The sequence below is a fragment of the Thalassospira lucentensis genome (assembly GCF_032921865.1).
GTDB lineage: Bacteria > Pseudomonadota > Alphaproteobacteria > Rhodospirillales > Thalassospiraceae > Thalassospira > Thalassospira lucentensis_A.
Genome location: NZ_CP136684.1, coordinates 49,456 through 64,664, shown reverse-complemented (window position 1 = coordinate 64,664; position 15,209 = coordinate 49,456). Strand labels below are relative to the sequence as shown.

General features: G+C 54.7%; 13 protein-coding genes. 8 read left to right on the top strand and 5 right to left on the bottom strand.

Features of this window, described 5'->3' with window-relative positions:
* Positions 1–10 precede the first annotated feature (10 nt).
* Positions 11–787 carry an ABC transporter ATP-binding protein gene (locus R1T41_RS01140; protein WP_317339357.1) on the bottom strand — a complete coding sequence of 259 codons (777 nt, stop codon included), beginning with the start codon at positions 785–787 and terminating at the stop codon, positions 11–13.
* A gap of 298 nt (positions 788–1,085) precedes the next feature.
* On the opposite strand from R1T41_RS01140, the gene R1T41_RS01135 reads away from it, so the two are divergent.
* Both R1T41_RS01135 and R1T41_RS01130 read left to right on the top strand, forming a co-directional pair.
* Positions 1,086–1,976 carry an SMP-30/gluconolactonase/LRE family protein gene (locus tag R1T41_RS01135; RefSeq protein ID WP_062958534.1) on the top strand — a complete coding sequence of 297 codons (891 nt, stop codon included), beginning with the start codon at positions 1,086–1,088 and terminating at the stop codon, positions 1,974–1,976.
* Positions 1,977–2,153: 177 nt separating this feature from the next.
* Complete coding sequence (locus R1T41_RS01130; RefSeq protein ID WP_317339354.1) at positions 2,154–3,719, top strand: YbaY family lipoprotein; 1,566 nt, start codon at positions 2,154–2,156, stop codon at positions 3,717–3,719.
* An 88-nt stretch (positions 3,720–3,807) separates the two neighbouring features.
* Here R1T41_RS01130 and R1T41_RS01125 read toward each other — a convergent pair whose 3' ends face one another.
* Together R1T41_RS01125 and R1T41_RS01120 are read right to left on the bottom strand one after the other, a co-directional pair.
* The gene (locus tag R1T41_RS01125) at positions 3,808–4,314 is read right to left on the bottom strand and encodes a GNAT family N-acetyltransferase (RefSeq protein WP_114109979.1); all 507 of its coding nucleotides are present in this window, start codon (positions 4,312–4,314) and stop codon (positions 3,808–3,810) included.
* 11 nt (positions 4,315–4,325) lie between these two features.
* On the bottom strand, positions 4,326–5,459 hold the full coding sequence (locus R1T41_RS01120) for a type III PLP-dependent enzyme (RefSeq protein WP_062950811.1): 1,134 nt from the start codon (positions 5,457–5,459) through the stop codon (positions 4,326–4,328).
* Between the two features lie 599 nt (positions 5,460–6,058).
* Here R1T41_RS01120 and R1T41_RS01115 point away from each other — a divergent pair.
* The 3 genes from R1T41_RS01115 to R1T41_RS01105 all read left to right on the top strand — a co-directional run bounded on the left by R1T41_RS01115 (position 6,059) and on the right by R1T41_RS01105 (position 8,396).
* A complete protein-coding gene (locus R1T41_RS01115) occupies positions 6,059–7,285 on the top strand; it encodes an SLC13 family permease (protein WP_317339352.1) in 1,227 nt (408 codons plus the stop codon).
* A gap of 8 nt (positions 7,286–7,293) precedes the next feature.
* The gene (locus R1T41_RS01110) at positions 7,294–7,710 is read left to right on the top strand and encodes a DUF3830 family protein (protein WP_317339351.1); all 417 of its coding nucleotides are present in this window, start codon (positions 7,294–7,296) and stop codon (positions 7,708–7,710) included.
* Positions 7,711–7,790: 80 nt separating this feature from the next.
* On the top strand, positions 7,791–8,396 hold the full coding sequence (locus R1T41_RS01105) for a DedA family protein (protein WP_317339349.1): 606 nt from the start codon (positions 7,791–7,793) through the stop codon (positions 8,394–8,396).
* A gap of 60 nt (positions 8,397–8,456) precedes the next feature.
* Here the strand turns inward: R1T41_RS01105 and R1T41_RS01100 are convergent, their stop codons facing one another.
* The gene (locus R1T41_RS01100) at positions 8,457–10,103 is read right to left on the bottom strand and encodes a U32 family peptidase (protein ID WP_317339348.1); all 1,647 of its coding nucleotides are present in this window, start codon (positions 10,101–10,103) and stop codon (positions 8,457–8,459) included.
* A gap of 271 nt (positions 10,104–10,374) precedes the next feature.
* On the opposite strand from R1T41_RS01100, the gene R1T41_RS01095 reads away from it, so the two are divergent.
* Genes R1T41_RS01095 through R1T41_RS01085 form a run of 3 tightly spaced genes read left to right on the top strand, consistent with a single transcriptional unit; the run spans position 10,375 to position 13,581 of the window.
* Positions 10,375–10,869 (top strand): MarR family transcriptional regulator, encoded by a 495-nt coding sequence (locus R1T41_RS01095; protein WP_317339346.1) that lies wholly within the window; start codon positions 10,375–10,377, stop codon positions 10,867–10,869.
* Positions 10,870–10,885: 16 nt separating this feature from the next.
* A complete protein-coding gene (locus R1T41_RS01090) occupies positions 10,886–12,031 on the top strand; it encodes an HlyD family secretion protein (RefSeq protein ID WP_317339345.1) in 1,146 nt (381 codons plus the stop codon).
* A complete protein-coding gene (locus R1T41_RS01085; RefSeq protein ID WP_317339344.1) occupies positions 12,028–13,581 on the top strand; it encodes a DHA2 family efflux MFS transporter permease subunit in 1,554 nt (517 codons plus the stop codon). The genes R1T41_RS01090 and R1T41_RS01085 overlap by 4 nt, the downstream gene beginning before the upstream one ends.
* A gap of 53 nt (positions 13,582–13,634) precedes the next feature.
* On the opposite strand, the gene R1T41_RS01080 is transcribed toward R1T41_RS01085, so the two are convergent.
* Entirely contained in the window at positions 13,635–15,182 is a 1,548-nt protein-coding gene (locus R1T41_RS01080) for an alanine/glycine:cation symporter family protein (RefSeq protein ID WP_317339343.1), read from the bottom strand.
* Between the last annotated feature and the right edge of the window lie 27 nt (positions 15,183–15,209).

Below are 15,209 nucleotides of genomic sequence, written 5' to 3'. Positions count from 1 at the left end.
GGTCAGGACCCTAAGCTATGTAGCTGACATAATGAGCGGATTCCGGCAGGCGGATCACCCCGATTTCGGTTTGGAAAATATCGCGAAGCGTATCGGCCTGCATGAAATCGCCCGCTGTTCCCTGCCAGCAGGTGCGACCGCCACGAAGGGCGAGGATATGATCAGCAAAGCGCCCCACCATGTCGATATCATGCAGAACCGCAATCACGGTCAGACCGATTGCTGATTTAAGATTGGCGACAAGTTGCAAGATGTCGCGTTGATGTCCGACATCAAGGGCAGATGTCGGTTCATCAAGCAGCAGAACCGGTGCATCCTGGGCAAGCAGCATGGCAAGCCAGACGCGTTGGCGTTCCCCGCCCGAAAGGCTTGCGACAAAGCGGTCGGCAAAATCGGTAACGTGGGTCATTTCCATGGCGCGTTCGATTTTTTCGTGATCGTCCGACCGATAGCGGCCAAAGGCCCCGCGCCAAGGGTAGCGGCCAAAGGAGACCAGTTCGCGCACGCTGAGATGGGCAGGCACAATCGGGCTTTGCGGTAGGTAGGCGACCTTGCGGGCGAAATCACGCGTGCTGTGCGTATCAAGGATTTGGGTATCAAGTGTGATCTGGCCGGATGCAGGTTTGTTTTTCCGCGCCAGCAATTTCAAAAGCGTGCTTTTACCCGATCCGTTATGTCCGACAATCGCGCTGAATTCGCCGGTTGGGAAGGACACCGAAATATCGCCCAGCAGCGTTTTCGGGTTCTTGCCTTCGCTTTGGAAGGAGACATTTTTCAGATCGAACATTGGGCGGAAACTCGCAAGAATTCGGTGCCGTTGCAAAATCGCGGATCGCATCCGGCAAAGCAGGCTGCATGAATATGAGAATGCCTATCAATAACCTGATAAAAATGCAACCGAGTTGCGATTGCATTTTGTGGCAAAAGTAAATCATCATACAAAATGACTTTTCAGATTTGGCCTTTCGCGATAGCAATAGACATAATGGTTTCCCTGCACCGGATCGCGGTCGAACGGTCGTCCGGTCTGCATTAAAGGGAAGGGTCAAAACGGGGGAAACCCGCCAAAATATCAGGGAGATATCATGTCCAAAGTCAAAACGGTCCTACCGAATTTGCGCTGTACGCTGGGCGAGGGACCGCATTGGGATGCCGGGGATGGCGTTCTTTACTGGGTGGATATTGTTGGTAAAACTGCATTCGCATTGCGCCCGCGTGATGGCGGTTCGCGAAGCTGGACGTTTGATCAGCCGGTATCGGCGATTGTGCCCCGCACAGGCGGCGGACTTTTAGTGGCACTGGCCGACGGTTTGGCATTTCTGGATGCCGAAAGCGGGCAGACGACGCCGTTTGTTGCCCCGGATGCCGATCATCCCGGCAATCGGTCAAACGAGGCGCGGGTTGATCCGGCAGGACGATTCTGGCACGGGACCATGCAAAACAATATCGGTCCGAATGGCGAAGACCTGCCGGTGACGGTATCGACAGGAACGTTGAACCGTGTCGCACCGGACGGCGACATCAAACGCTTTGTTGCCGATATCGGGATTTCGAACACGTTGCTGTGGTCTTCTGATGGTACAAAGATGTTCTTTGGCGATACGATCAGGAACACACTGGATGTTTATGATTACGACATGGCAACCGGCACGCCGTCCAACCCCAAGCCGTTCTTTGGCCCGCATGAGCGGGGCAACATGGACGGATCGGCGATGGATGAGGATGGCTATATCTGGAATGCGCGCTGGGGCGGGAGTTGTTTGATCCGGTTTGCGCCTGATGGCTCGGTCGATCGTATCGTCGAACTTCCGGTGACGCAGCCGACGAGTTGTGTGTTTGGCGGGCCGGACCTTAAAACACTTTATATCACGTCGGCATCCGTCGGGCTTACCGGTAATGGTAACGAGCTTGAAGGCGCGTTGCTGTCGATTGAAACCGATGTGGCGGGGCAGGGCTGTACCCGGTTCGCCGGTTAGGCGGGTATCGAGTTGAGGGGCTGCAGGCCGTTTTGCAGCCTGCCGTTGCCTTGATGAAATAACATAACTTTAATCAGTAATTTTGCCGATTTTTGGCCTTGGTTTTCTTGTTGTTTGCGGTCACGATTGCGAACGGGGGACTACACCCAATAATAACTTGAGCAAACTGAGGCCAGAATGAAACTCTCTTCATGGATTTGGGGAAGGTTGCAGTCGGTATTGATGATCGGGCTTCTGGTCCTGGTCACGGGCTGTGCCGGACTGCAATCCAATCAGGACCGGGTAACCGGCACCGTCGTTTTCCGCGAAAGAATTGCCCTGGCACCAAACAGTGCAAATCTTGTCGTGCGACTTCTTGACGTATCAAAGGCTGACGCGCCGTCGACCGAAATTGCATCCATAACCCATCCGGCGACCAATCCGCCAATGGTGTTTATCCTGCCTTATGACGCCAAACAGATTGATCCACGCCATCGTTACGTGATCGAGGCAAAGATTGTAACCAAGAATGGCGATCTTCTGTTTCGCAATGATCAGGCATATCCCGTGCTGACCAATGATGCGCCCGATGATGTCGAAGTGATGGTCAAACGCGCCGGGCCGGGATCGGCGGCCGCCGCGCGCAATGGCGGCAGTTCGGATGTTGAACGCGATGTTGCCGCGATCGAGGCACGCCTGCCTGATCTCCGGATGATCCCGGGCAGTTATAGTGCCGGGGACAGCAAGGCGACATTCAAGGCCTATGTTACTACCGATGGGCAGCCTGTCTATGTGGAGGAACATCGTGATCTTGGGGATTATGGCAAGTCGGATGTCAAATTCTATTATCGCAATGGCAAGCTTCTGCGATTTGTTGAAGACGCCAATCGCACAAATTTTGGCGGAGCAAGTGACCGTGATGCGCTGAACTTTACGCTTAATCTTGATTTTGCCATGGGCCGCTTTGCCGGGGGATCGAAAACCGTCAATGGCGTACCTGGCACCCCGGACGAGCATGAAGTCAGCGGGGCGATGGCGCAAAGCAAGGTCGCATTAAGCCGGATCGAGGCCGCCCTTGGTGAAGCTGCAATGGCACCGGTTACCGGGCGCCAGACTTTTGTCTGCGAGGATAAAAGCCGGTTCTATGCTACTTTCGAGGGGCGCAAGGGCGAGGCGGTTATTGAATTTCTTGGCCGTGAGCCGCTTCTCCTGAACATCAAGCGGACCGGTTCCGGGTATGAATATGCCAACGAGATGTATTCAATTCGTGGCAAAGGGCAGGAAGCGGTCTGGACCGGGCCGAGTGGTTCTACCAAATGTGCGGTTTCTGCCGAAATTACCGGGCTTGCACTTGCCCCCGGCGATTTCCCGGTCGTCGATATCACGGAGCTTGAAAAACCGGAAAATCCGGAATGGACCCGCTTCATCAACGAACTGATGCCCGCAATCAATTCCTGCCTTGCGGTGTCAAGCGGCGATCTGACATCGGTTCTGAAAGCCTGGCCGTTGAACCATGGCATGGTCGGTGTTCGCACGATCAACAGCAATGGCGGGCGCTATGACTGTCTCGCGCCGACCGACGGACTTGGCGAAGTTCATACCGAACTGGTCGAGGCCAACACCAACCGCCTGCCCGGGGAGGGCAATGTACGTTTCACCCCGGCAAGTGGGGCCTATCCCGGCGGGGAATGCTTCAGCCACCAGCGGCTTGAACATAACGGCATCTTTATCGGCTGGCTGTCGCGTAACAACTGCACGAGCTGATTGCCGAAAGTCCCTAACAGAAAAGCCCCGCAGTACTTGCTGCGGGGCTTTTTTCATCAGATCACGGTCGTTTAATCAATGTGCCAACTCAATGTGTCATCTGGCCGGTTGCCCGAAGGATGCCCGTGGAACCCGAAAGGGCATCACCATTGCCAAGATTGATGCCAAGGAACCGGTGGCGATCAAAATGGCCGGGCATCAAAAGCCCGTTGGCAGGGGCCGCATGGAAGCCGAAGCGCGCGTAATAATCCGGATCGCCGACCAGCAGAACCGACTTGTGCCCGGTTGACTGTGCGGCATTCAGTGCCGCATACATCAAACCCGCACCAACGCCCGAGCCGCTATAGGCCTTTTCAACCGCAAGCGGCCCCAGCAACAGCGAAGACCCGCTGTCACCGGCTTTGACATTCCACAACCGAACCGTACCGATCATGTGTTTGCCGTCGTGGGCGACAAACGCCAGACCGTCAGCCGGAAGGCGGCCACGGCGCAGCAATTCAGACGATTTCTGAAAGCGCGCCGGACCCATGACGCGATCAAGCAGCTTTTCACGTTCGACGTGCGAAAGGCTGTTTTCGCGATCAATTACGATCATCGATGCGATCCCTAGATCACATAGGCGGTCAGCGGTGCGAAACCGTTGAACGCCACCGAGGCATAAGTGGTGGTATAGGCACCGGTTGCTTCGATCAGAACCTCGTCACCGATGGTCAGCGCAATCGGCAGATCATAGGGTTTCTTTTCGTAAAGCACGTCGGCCGAATCACATGTCGGACCGGCAAGAACGCACGGTGCAACATCGCCGCCGTCATGGATCGTGGTGATCGGATAACGGATTGCTTCGTCCATGGTTTCGGCAAGGCCGCCGAATTTACCGATATCGAGGTAAACCCAACGTACCGGATCATCGGCATGTTTACGCGAAATCAGAACGACTTCGGCTTTGATCACACCGGCATCACCAACCATGCCACGGCCCGGTTCGATGATGGTTTCGGGCATGTGGTTGCCGAAATGTGTGTGAAGCGCGTCGATGATTGCGGCACCGTATGCTTCGGTTGCCGGAACGTCGCGCAGATAACGGGTCGGGAAACCGCCACCCATATTGACCATGCGAAGGACAATGCCCTTTTCGGCAAGGGTGCGGAAAATCGACGAGGCTTCTGCAAGGGCTGTGTTCCAGGCATCAAGATTGCATTGCTGCGATCCGACATGGAAGGAAACGCCGTATGCGTCCAGACCCATGTGATGGGCATGCTGAAGAACTTCAAGTGCCATGCTCGGCGCGCAACCGAATTTGCGCGACAGCGGCCATTCGGCACCTTCGCCATCGGTCAGGATGCGGCAGAATACACGCGAAGCCGGGGCGACACGGGCAATCTTTTCGACTTCTTCTACGCAATCAACGGCGAACAGGCGAACACCCAGCGCATAGGCACGCGCAATGTCGCGTTCCTTTTTGATGGTGTTGCCAAACGAAATACGCTCCGGGCTTGCACCTGCGGCCATCGCCATTTCGATTTCAGGCACGGATGCAGTGTCGAAGTTGCTGCCAAGATCGGCAAGCAGGCTGAGCACTTCCGGTGCCGGGTTTGCCTTGACCGCATAGAAAACACGGGAATCCGGCAGGGCACGGGTGAAGGTTTCGTAGTTGCGCTGAACTACGTCAAGGTCGACAACCAGGCACGGACCTTCCGGTCGGTTCTGGGCGAGAAAATCGATAATACGCTGCGTTGCCATTGGGGCGTTCTCCCATTCCACGATATGGCAGCTTGCGGTACCTGATGCGTTTAGGCGCGGTGGAGGCGCAGTAACGCGGACTACCGACAGGCTGATAAGCTCCGGTGCCTACCGGAACTTGCGAAACTTTTTGCCTCGCTATGGATGGGAGTTTCCCGTCCGCACGTAGGGCAATGATGGTGTGCCTCTTCAGTGTCGGTGGTATTTGGACAACCACCTGAGACCAAAAAAGCCCTACACCGTCGTTGCTTTAAGTAAGTCCTACGGGTTCCATCTAGCAGGACCACCACAGGCACGTGCGACTTTGGGCAAGTCGCGATGTACGCCTGTTGAACCTCGCGTGCAAGTGAAATTTTATGGCGTTTTGTCATGAGACAACCGCAGAAACGTCGAACAATTCATGTTGCTTCGCACAAAATGGCGCGAATGGCCGGTTTTTGGATTGGCAAGAACGTGATTTATCGGATTTCAACATGGGGCATTGCAATTTGTGCATATCCCGCAGGGTGCCCGAGATGAGATTGACCGCGTCCGATTACCAGAGTAGCGATAAATAACAGGCGGCTATTGTGCGCCGAATTTAAACAGGATGGCACGGATTGGATTGGCTGGTTGTTGCCGTATTTGGCGGGGTCTATATCGGCATGGCGCTGGGGCGTTGGCCGGGGCTTGCGATCAATCGCACGGGGATTGCGCTGATCGGGGCGCTTGTGCTGCTGCTAAGCGGGGCGGTTGACGGGGACGCGGCACTCGCATCGGTCGATTTCGCGACACTTTCGGTTTTGCTGACATTGATGGTGTTGTCATCGCAATATGCTGCCAGCGGTTTCTTTGACTGGATCGGCAACCGGATCACCCATCTTGATTTGACCCCGCGCGGGCTTCTGGCGGGGGTAATTGCAATTTGCGGCGGCCTGTCGGCGGTGATGACCAACGATGTTGTCGTCTGGGCGGTGACGCCGATCCTGATACAGGGCGTGATGGCGCGCCGTCTTGATCCGCGTCCCTATGTGATTGCCGTTGCATGTGCAGCCAATGCCGGATCGGCCGCGACCCTGATTGGTAATCCGCAGAACCTTATGATTGCCGAATTCGGGCAACTTGATTTCACAGCCTTCCTTCTTGCGTGCGGTGTGCCTGCCCTGATTGGACTTTTGATTGTCTATGGCGTGATCGCCTATGGTCCGATGACGCGGGCCGCGTTTGATCCGGTGCCAGATGGCTCGGCACTGGACGAAGGCGGCCCGATCAAGCTTGACCGCCCGATGCTGATCAAAGCAGTGACAGCGACAATTGCGGTAATTGCGATCTTTATCTTTGTCGAAGACCGCGCCCTTTGGTCATTGCTGATTGTGGCTGTGCTGTTGCTTAGCCGAAGGCTTGGTACTGATCAGGTGCTGGGGCGGGTCGACTGGCATTTGCTGGCCCTGTTTTGTGGGTTGTTCATTGTTTCCGGGGCAATGGCCGGGGATGATGCGATTGCTAACTTTTTCCGCGATGCGCTTTCAGGGCTTCGGATTGATAACCCGGCGGTGCTGGCCACCCTTTCGCTTGTGGGAAGTAACACGATTGGCAATGTGCCGCTGGTAATGATGTTGCTGTCTCTTGGCCCGGAATGGACGCCGGAACTGTTGCACGGACTTGCAGTTTTCAGCACATTGTCGGGCAACTTTTTAATTGTCGGTTCGGTCGCCAATATCATTGCGATCGAACAGGCCCGTGCCGCCGGTATTACCATCGGCTTTGGCGATTATGCCCGGGTCGGCATCCCGGTTACCCTGATCAGCCTTGCGTTTGCGTGGGGCTGGATCATGATGTTTGTTTGAATGGATTTATGATGACCAAGATTAAAATCACCGCAGGCCCGTTCACCTTTGATGGTGTGCTTGAAGTCGACAAGGCGCCGCAAACCTGCAAGGCATTCATGGATCGCATGCCGTTTGAAAGCAAGGCGGTGCATGTCCGCTGGAGCGGCGAGGGTGTATGGATGCCGCTTGGCGATTATCAGTTCGGCGTTGGTTATGAAAACCACACCAGTTTCCCGGCACCGGGCCAGATCATCCTGTATCCCGGCGGTATCAGCGAAACCGAAATCCTGTTGGCCTATGGCGGTGTTCATTTCGCATCGAAAGTCGGCCAGCTTGCTGGCAACCATTTCATCACGATCACCAGCAATTTTGATGACCTTGAAAAGCTCGGCAAGATGACGCTTTGGGAGGGGGCGCAACCGATCCGGTTTGAGATGGCGTAATAATATTCAGGGTGTGAAGCGGCACACTCGCTTATGGGGCCAGCCTGATCTAGAACACTTTTTATCTTTCGGACAGGCAGGTGAGTGCGGACGTGTTTGAAACAATCAATCTTTGGATTCAGGATCACCAGCAACTGGTCTATAGCCTGATCTTTACCTATTGCGTGAGCAAGGCCAGCATCCTGCCGGTTTTTGTCGGCATCTTTGTCGTGTCCGAAAGTCTTCTGATCGGGCCATCCATGATCGCGATGATTTCCGGCGCATTTGTCGGGGACATGGTGAGGTTCTGGCTGGGACGAAAATATGGCGATGCGATTGTCAGAAAGCTGCCAGAGTCATTTGCGAAGTGGCTGGGCAAGACCATGCGCCTGTTTGAGCATTATGGCGTCGCCTATATCATGCTCTGTCGCTATCCCAACACCATCCGCTCTATCAGTGTGTTTCCGGTCGGAATGAGCTCGATGTCGTTCATGCGGTTTCTGCCGCTGAGTATCGCATCGATCCTGATTTGGATCGGGTCGTTCTTTGCACTTGGATATATCTTGGGCGAGGGGATGTCGGAACTGCTGGAACGCAATCTGACGCTGCTTAGTCCGATCCTGCTGATTGTGTTTCTCGGGCTTGGCTGGTTCGGACTACGCCGGATCGACAAGCTGGAGCAACAGGCCGAAAAGGCCATCAAGTAGCCCAAAAGAAAACGGCAGCCACATTGGGCTGCCGTTTCTGTATCCGGGCTTTGTGAATGCCTATTCAGCGGCAATCGTCTTGCCGTCTTTTTCCAGCATTTCCCCCTGTTTGCGTTTGGCAAGGATTTCGCGGGCTTTGGCGTAGCTTTCATCGTGCCAGAAGATCAGGCAGCCGTTACAGCCACGGCCGCAGCATCCTTTGGTGCCGACGCGAGGTGTGCGGAAAGACCGTTCTTTCTGGCGGTCATCAAGGGCGGTCTGAAGCGCTTCGCGTTTGGCGTCATAGCGTTCTTCATTGCCTTTGCCCATCTCGATCTTGTGGCCTTCCTGATCAAGTTTCAGGCGTTGCCATTCGTCTTCGGACAGGGCCTTTTCCTTGCGCACGATGGTCATCGGCAGGATTTCACGCTTCAGGAATTCCGGATCTTCCTGTTCAAACAGGGAGAATGGAAGACGGATGCGCGGATGGGTGTTGGCATGAACCGCTTCGCCGACCTTACCGGTGGCAGCATCAATGAATTCATACATGCGGATGAAAATGGTCTGGCGTGAACGCGGTGGGACGATTTCAATGACGTCACCGGGCAGCATGCGGTTTTTGACCGACATAATGAAGGCATCGTCTTCGACTTCCTCGATCATCCCGGCAAATTCCCAATCGGACACATTGGTATTGCTGTCATAGCCATGTGCATAATTGGTCAGACGGCCATCATGGAACGCCAGCGTATAGCCACGGTTCGGGATGGTCGCCAGTTCCTTCATATATTCTTCGGCAGACCAGTTTTCCGGGTCCTTGTACCAGTCATCAATTGCCATGCGATAGGCACGTGCCACCAACCCTGCGTAATAGGGGCTTTTGCCGCGGCCTTCGACCTTGAGGCTGTCGACACCTATTTTCAGGTAATCTTCAAGCTTCGGCATGATGCAAAGATCGCGCGAATTCAGGATGTAGGAACCACGTTCGTCTTCCTGAATTTCCATCAGCTCGCCCGGGCGCATGTCTTCTTCAAGGAAGAAGTCAAACATTTCGAGGTTTTCCTCGGTCAGTTTGAGTTCCTTGATCGTGCCGTCCTTGAGCTTCATGTGGACTTTGTATTTCCAGCGGCACGAATTGGCACATGCCCCCTGATTGGCGCCGCGTTCGGCCATGAAGTTCGACAACAGGCAGCGCCCGGAATAGGTCATGCACATCGAGCCATGCACGAAGGCCTCGATCTTGATGTCCTGGCATTTGGCGCGGATTTCGGTCAGTTCCTCGTAGGAAACCTCGCGTCCCAGAACGACCAGTTTGGCGCCGATGCTTTGCCAGAATTTGACCGACTGCCACGAACAGACATTGGCCTGTGTCGAAACATGCAGGTCAAGTTCCGGGGCATGTTCACGGACAAACATGAAAACACCGGGATCGGCAACGATCAGCCCGTCCGGGCGGACCTTGCGCACGGTGTCGACATATTCCGGTAGCTTGTCGATATCCTTGTTATGCGAGAACAGGTTCAGCGTCAGATAAACGCGAACGCCATGTTCATGGGCAAATTCGATCCCTTCGACCACATCTTCAAGCGACATCTGGCTTTTGACCCGAAGCGACAGGTCCGGCGTGCCCATATAAACCGCGTCAGCCCCATAAAGGACGGCGACTTTCAGTTTTTCGAGCGAGCCAGCGGGCATCAGCAATTCGGAACGACGCGATTGATTACTCATCACTTGCGGGTCTTTTCTTTTGGGTACGGGAATCTCTCTGTCCGTCGGAATTCAATGATCCGGCGGTGAATTTGCGCGTGTCATATCACAATCGCACAACGCTTGCCGATCAAAATCGCACATTTCACAGTAATTGCAAAGCAGACCCGATGGCCGGCAGCCATGAATGGCTTGCATAAGGGATGTGAAATTATATGACTTGTGGTCATTTGTGAATTTAATATATATTACTTACTATATATCAACCAATCTACTTTGGCAGAGGCACCCATTGGCGTCTTTTAGCGATCCAAAACAGAATATCGGCTTCCTGATGAAGGACGTGACCCGCCTGATGCGGCGTAATTTCATGCGTCATGCTGGTGATTTCGGCCTGACGCAGGCGCAGATGCAGGCCATGGCCTATGTCGCGCGCAAGGAAGGCATCCGGCAGGTCGCCTTGGCAGAAATGCTCGAAATCCAGCCCATCACGACGGCGCGTCTGATCGACAAGCTGGTTGAGGAAGGGCTGGTTGAACGCCGTCCGGACCCCGATGATCGTCGTGCGGTGCAGCTTTATGTAACCGCAAAGGCAACCGAGTTGCTGGAACGGATCATGGTTGTTGCGGCATCTGCCCGCGAAGAGGCGATGATCGGTATCACGCCGGAAATGCAGGAAATGCTGATTTCCGTTCTTGGAAAGATGCATGAAAACCTGATGGCGGCCGAACCGCCACAGAAAACGCCCGAAAGCGCCCCTGCCAAAACGAAAAAGTCAAAAGACTGAAGCAAGGCCCTGTATCATGACCGAGAAAAATGAAAATGCTGGCGCATCTGCCGGTAACGGACACAATGTTGCCAAACGCAAGAAACACTGGTTGCGTCCCGTATTGCTTCTGGCCGGACCACTTGCGGTGATTGTCGGCGGGGCATACTGGTATTATTCCGGCGGGCGGTTTGTCGGCACGGAAAACGCCTATATCCATGCCGATATGGTTGCGATCAGTCCGCAGATTGACGGACCGATCAGCGAAATCCTGATCCATGAAAACCAGCGGGTGGAAAAGGGAGACGTCTTGTTTCGCATTGATCCGCGCCCCTATCAGATTGCAGTTGAACGTGCACATGCCAACCTTGCCGCCACTGCGCAGGAGATCGAGGCGCTGAAGCAAAGCTATGAAGAGCTTCAGGGCAGTCTTGAACTGGCGAAGATCAATCTGGATTTTGCCAAAAAGAAATATGACCGGCAGGCGGCATTGCGCAAAAGCAATGTCGCGTCGCAGGCATCCTTCGATGAAGCCCAAAATGCGCTTTTGGCAGCAAAGCAGCGCATCGTCCTTGATCAACGGGCGATGAAAACCACATTGGCGAAGCTCGGCGGAAATTACGACACACCGATTACGGATTTGCCGCAATATCAGCAGGCCAAATACGCGCTTGATCAGGCCGAACTTGATCTTGCCCATACCGAAATTACCGCCCCGTTCCGCGGTGTGATCAGCAACAAACCCGAAGAAGGTGCCTATGCCAAGGCAGGGCAGGCGATGGCGAGCCTTGTTTCGAGCGATGCCGTCTGGATTGATGCCAATTTCAAGGAAGTTGATCTGACTTATCTTGAACCGGGACAGGAAGCCGAGATTTCGGTCGATGCCTATCCGGGCAAGGTCTGGCACGGTGTGGTTCATTCGGTTGCCCCGGCTACCGGTGCAGAATTTTCGGTGATTCCAGCCCAGAATGCGACGGGCAACTGGGTGAAGGTCGTGCAACGGGTCCCGGTGCGGATCGCCGTTGACATAGAAAATGGCGGTCCTGAATTGCGGGCTGGCATGAGCACCGAGGTCGAGGTGGATACCCATCACAAACGCGAACTGCCGGCCTTTGCCGCCGTCGCACTTGGCTGGATCGGGATCAATCAGGCCGAAGCTGGTACCCAAGGGGCCGTGCAATGAATGCAGCCGCCACGGCGGCCAGCGAGACCACGCCGCTTGAACGCGGTCTGACCACCGTTTCGATCATGCTTGCGACGATCATGCAGGCACTTGATACCACTATTGCAAACGTTGCCCTGCCGCATATGCAGGGTAGTATGGCCGCCACACAGGATCAGATTTCCTGGGTGCTGACATCCTATATCGTTGCCGCCGCTATTATGACGCCCCCGACGGGCTTTCTGGCGTCACGGTTTGGTCGCAAGAAGCTGTTTCTGGTGTCTGTCACCGGTTTTACCATTGCCTCCATGTTGTGCGGGGCGGCTGTTTCCCTGCCGGAAATGGTTGTGTTTCGCTTGTTGCAAGGTGCATTTGGTGCCGGGTTGGTTCCGCTGTCGCAGGCAGTTTTGCTTGATACATACCCCAAGGAAAAGCATGGCTCGGCCATGGCGATGTGGGGCATGGGTGTGATGCTAGGCCCGATCCTTGGACCGACACTGGGTGGGTATTTGACCGAGTATTACAATTGGCGCTGGGTGTTTTACATCAATCTGCCCGTTGGTCTTTTGGCCCTTGGCGGGATCATGGCCTTTGTGCCCGAAACCGATAAACGAAAGGGGCTTTCATTTGACTGGTTCGGTTTTGCGTTGCTGAGCCTTTCGATTGGCGCGTTGCAGATGATGCTTGATCGCGGGGAAAGCCAGAACTGGTTTTCGTCGTCGGAAATCCTGATTGAAACGGCCTTGGCGGCGGTGTGCCTTTATATGTTCATCGTGCATATGTTTACGGCCAGAAATCCGTTTCTGGAGCCGGGGCTGTTTGCGGACCGGAACTTTGTTATCGGGTTGTTCTTTATCTTTATCGTCGGTGTGGTGTTGCTTGCGACATTGGCATTATTGCCGCCGTTCTTGCAAAATCTGATGGGATATCCGGTGGTGACGGCAGGGATGCTGCTTGCGCCGCGCGGGGTTGGCACGATGATCGCCATGATGCTTGTCGGGCGGTTGATCGGCAAAATCGATATCCGGCTTCTGATCCTGTTTGGCCTGTTCATGACAGCCTTGTCACTTTACCAGATGATGGGCTTTACGACCGAGGTCAGCGAATTCACGATCATCCGCACCGGGACCATTCAGGGGGTCGGGCTTGGGTTTATTTTCGTGCCGCTCAGCACGATTACCTTTGCCACCCTTGATCTGCATTATCGTACCGAAGGTACGGCGATGTTCAGCCTGATGCGCAATATAGGATCAAGCATCGGCATTTCAGTGATGACCACGATGCTGACGCAGAATACGCAGGTAATGCATGCAAGCCTCGCTGCGACCCTGACGCCATTCCGGATGGCGTTGCAAAGCCCGTGGCTGCCCGAAACTTGGGACTGGCAGAGTGCGACCGGTGCAGTCACCCTTAATCAGGTTGTGACCGCACAGGCCAATACGGTTGCCTATCTGAATGATTTTCAGGCGATGATGTGGATCGTGATTGCAGTGGTGCCCTTGCTGCTTTTGATGCAGGGGCCAAAGCGCAAGGCGCCGTCTCGTGACGGGCATATGGAAGTTATGGAATAGGCCAAATCAAGCCCCCTGCGCAAAAGGCAGGGGGCTTTTGGTTTGATCGTGGGTCAGGCTTCTGCTTCGGCAGCAGCAGATTTGTCGACTTTGCGGATTTCGCCGCGGTCGATTTTGGCCCAGTATTGGTTCACTTCGCCGCGTACGACCGACATCAGCAGATAAAGGCCAATGACGTTCGGAATGGCCATGGCAAAGATCATGGAATCCGAGAAGTCAATTACGGGACCGAGGCTCATGCTCGCACCCACAATGACACACAGGCAGAAGAACAGCTTGAAGATGATCTCCTTGCCTTTGCCTTCTCCCACAAGATAGGTCCAGGCTTTCAGGCCGTAATAGGACCATGACAGCATGGTTGAAAAGGCAAACAGGACCACGGCAAGTGCCAGTACCAGAGGAAACCATGTAAAGGCTGATGCAAATGCCGCCGATGTCAGTTCAACACCGGTCAGGCCGGAATTGAGTTCGCCGCTGATGGTAATGACAAGGGCGGTCATGGTGCAGATCACAACAGTATCGATAAACGGTTCAAGCAGGGCGACATAACCTTCTGTCACCGGTTCCTTGGTGCGAACTGCCGAATGGGCGATGGCAGCCGAACCAATACCGGCCTCGTTGGAAAAGGCTGCACGTTTGAAGCCCTGGATCAAGGCCCCGACAACGCCACCGGCCACACCGGCCCCGGTAAAGGCCCCGACGAAAATGTCGCTAAACGCCTGACCGACCATGTCGATATTGCTGATGATAATAACCAGCCCGGCGGTTACATAAATCACCGCCATGAAAGGCACGATTTTTTCGGTGACCTTGGCAATCGATTTGATGCCGCCAATGATGACCGAGCCAACGATGACGGCCATGATCAGGCCGAATAGCCAGCCGCTTCCGGCAAGGAAGCTGTTTTCACCACCGGTAACATTGACGACCTGCTGGAAGGCCTGATTGGCCTGAAACATGTTGCCGCCGCCAACGGCACCACCGATGCAGCAGATCGAAAAGAGGATGGCGAGCGCCTTGCCCAATCCGGGTTTGCCTTTTTCGGCCAATCCTTTGGACAGGTAATACATAGGCCCGCCCGATACGCGCCCATCGGGATATTCATTGCGATATTTGACCCCTAATGTGCATTCGGTGAATTTCGACGCCATGCCCATCAAACCGGCAAGAATCATCCAGAATGTCGCCCCCGGTCCGCCGATGGAAACCGCGACGGCAACACCGGCAATATTGCCAAGGCCAACGGTACCTGACAGGGCTGTTGCCAATGCCTGAAAATGCGAAACTTCGCCCGCGTCATCGGGATGTGAATAATCACCTTTCACCAATGCAATCGCATGGCCGAATTTGCGGAATTGCACGAAGCCGAAATAAAGCGTGAAAATAGCGGCGGCAATTACAAGCCAGCCGACGATCAGCGGGAAATCATTCCCCGCGATGGGGACGGAATAGAAAATTGTACCGGCAATGACATTTGAGATCGGCGCAACGGTTTCGTTGATGCGCTGGTCAAGCGACCCTTCCTGCGCCATCGCCATGAAGGGGAAAATAGTCGCCGTTATGCCCGCGGCCCACGCCGGGACTCTGTACTGGCAAGACATGAGAACTCTCCGATTTTGATTGTTTTA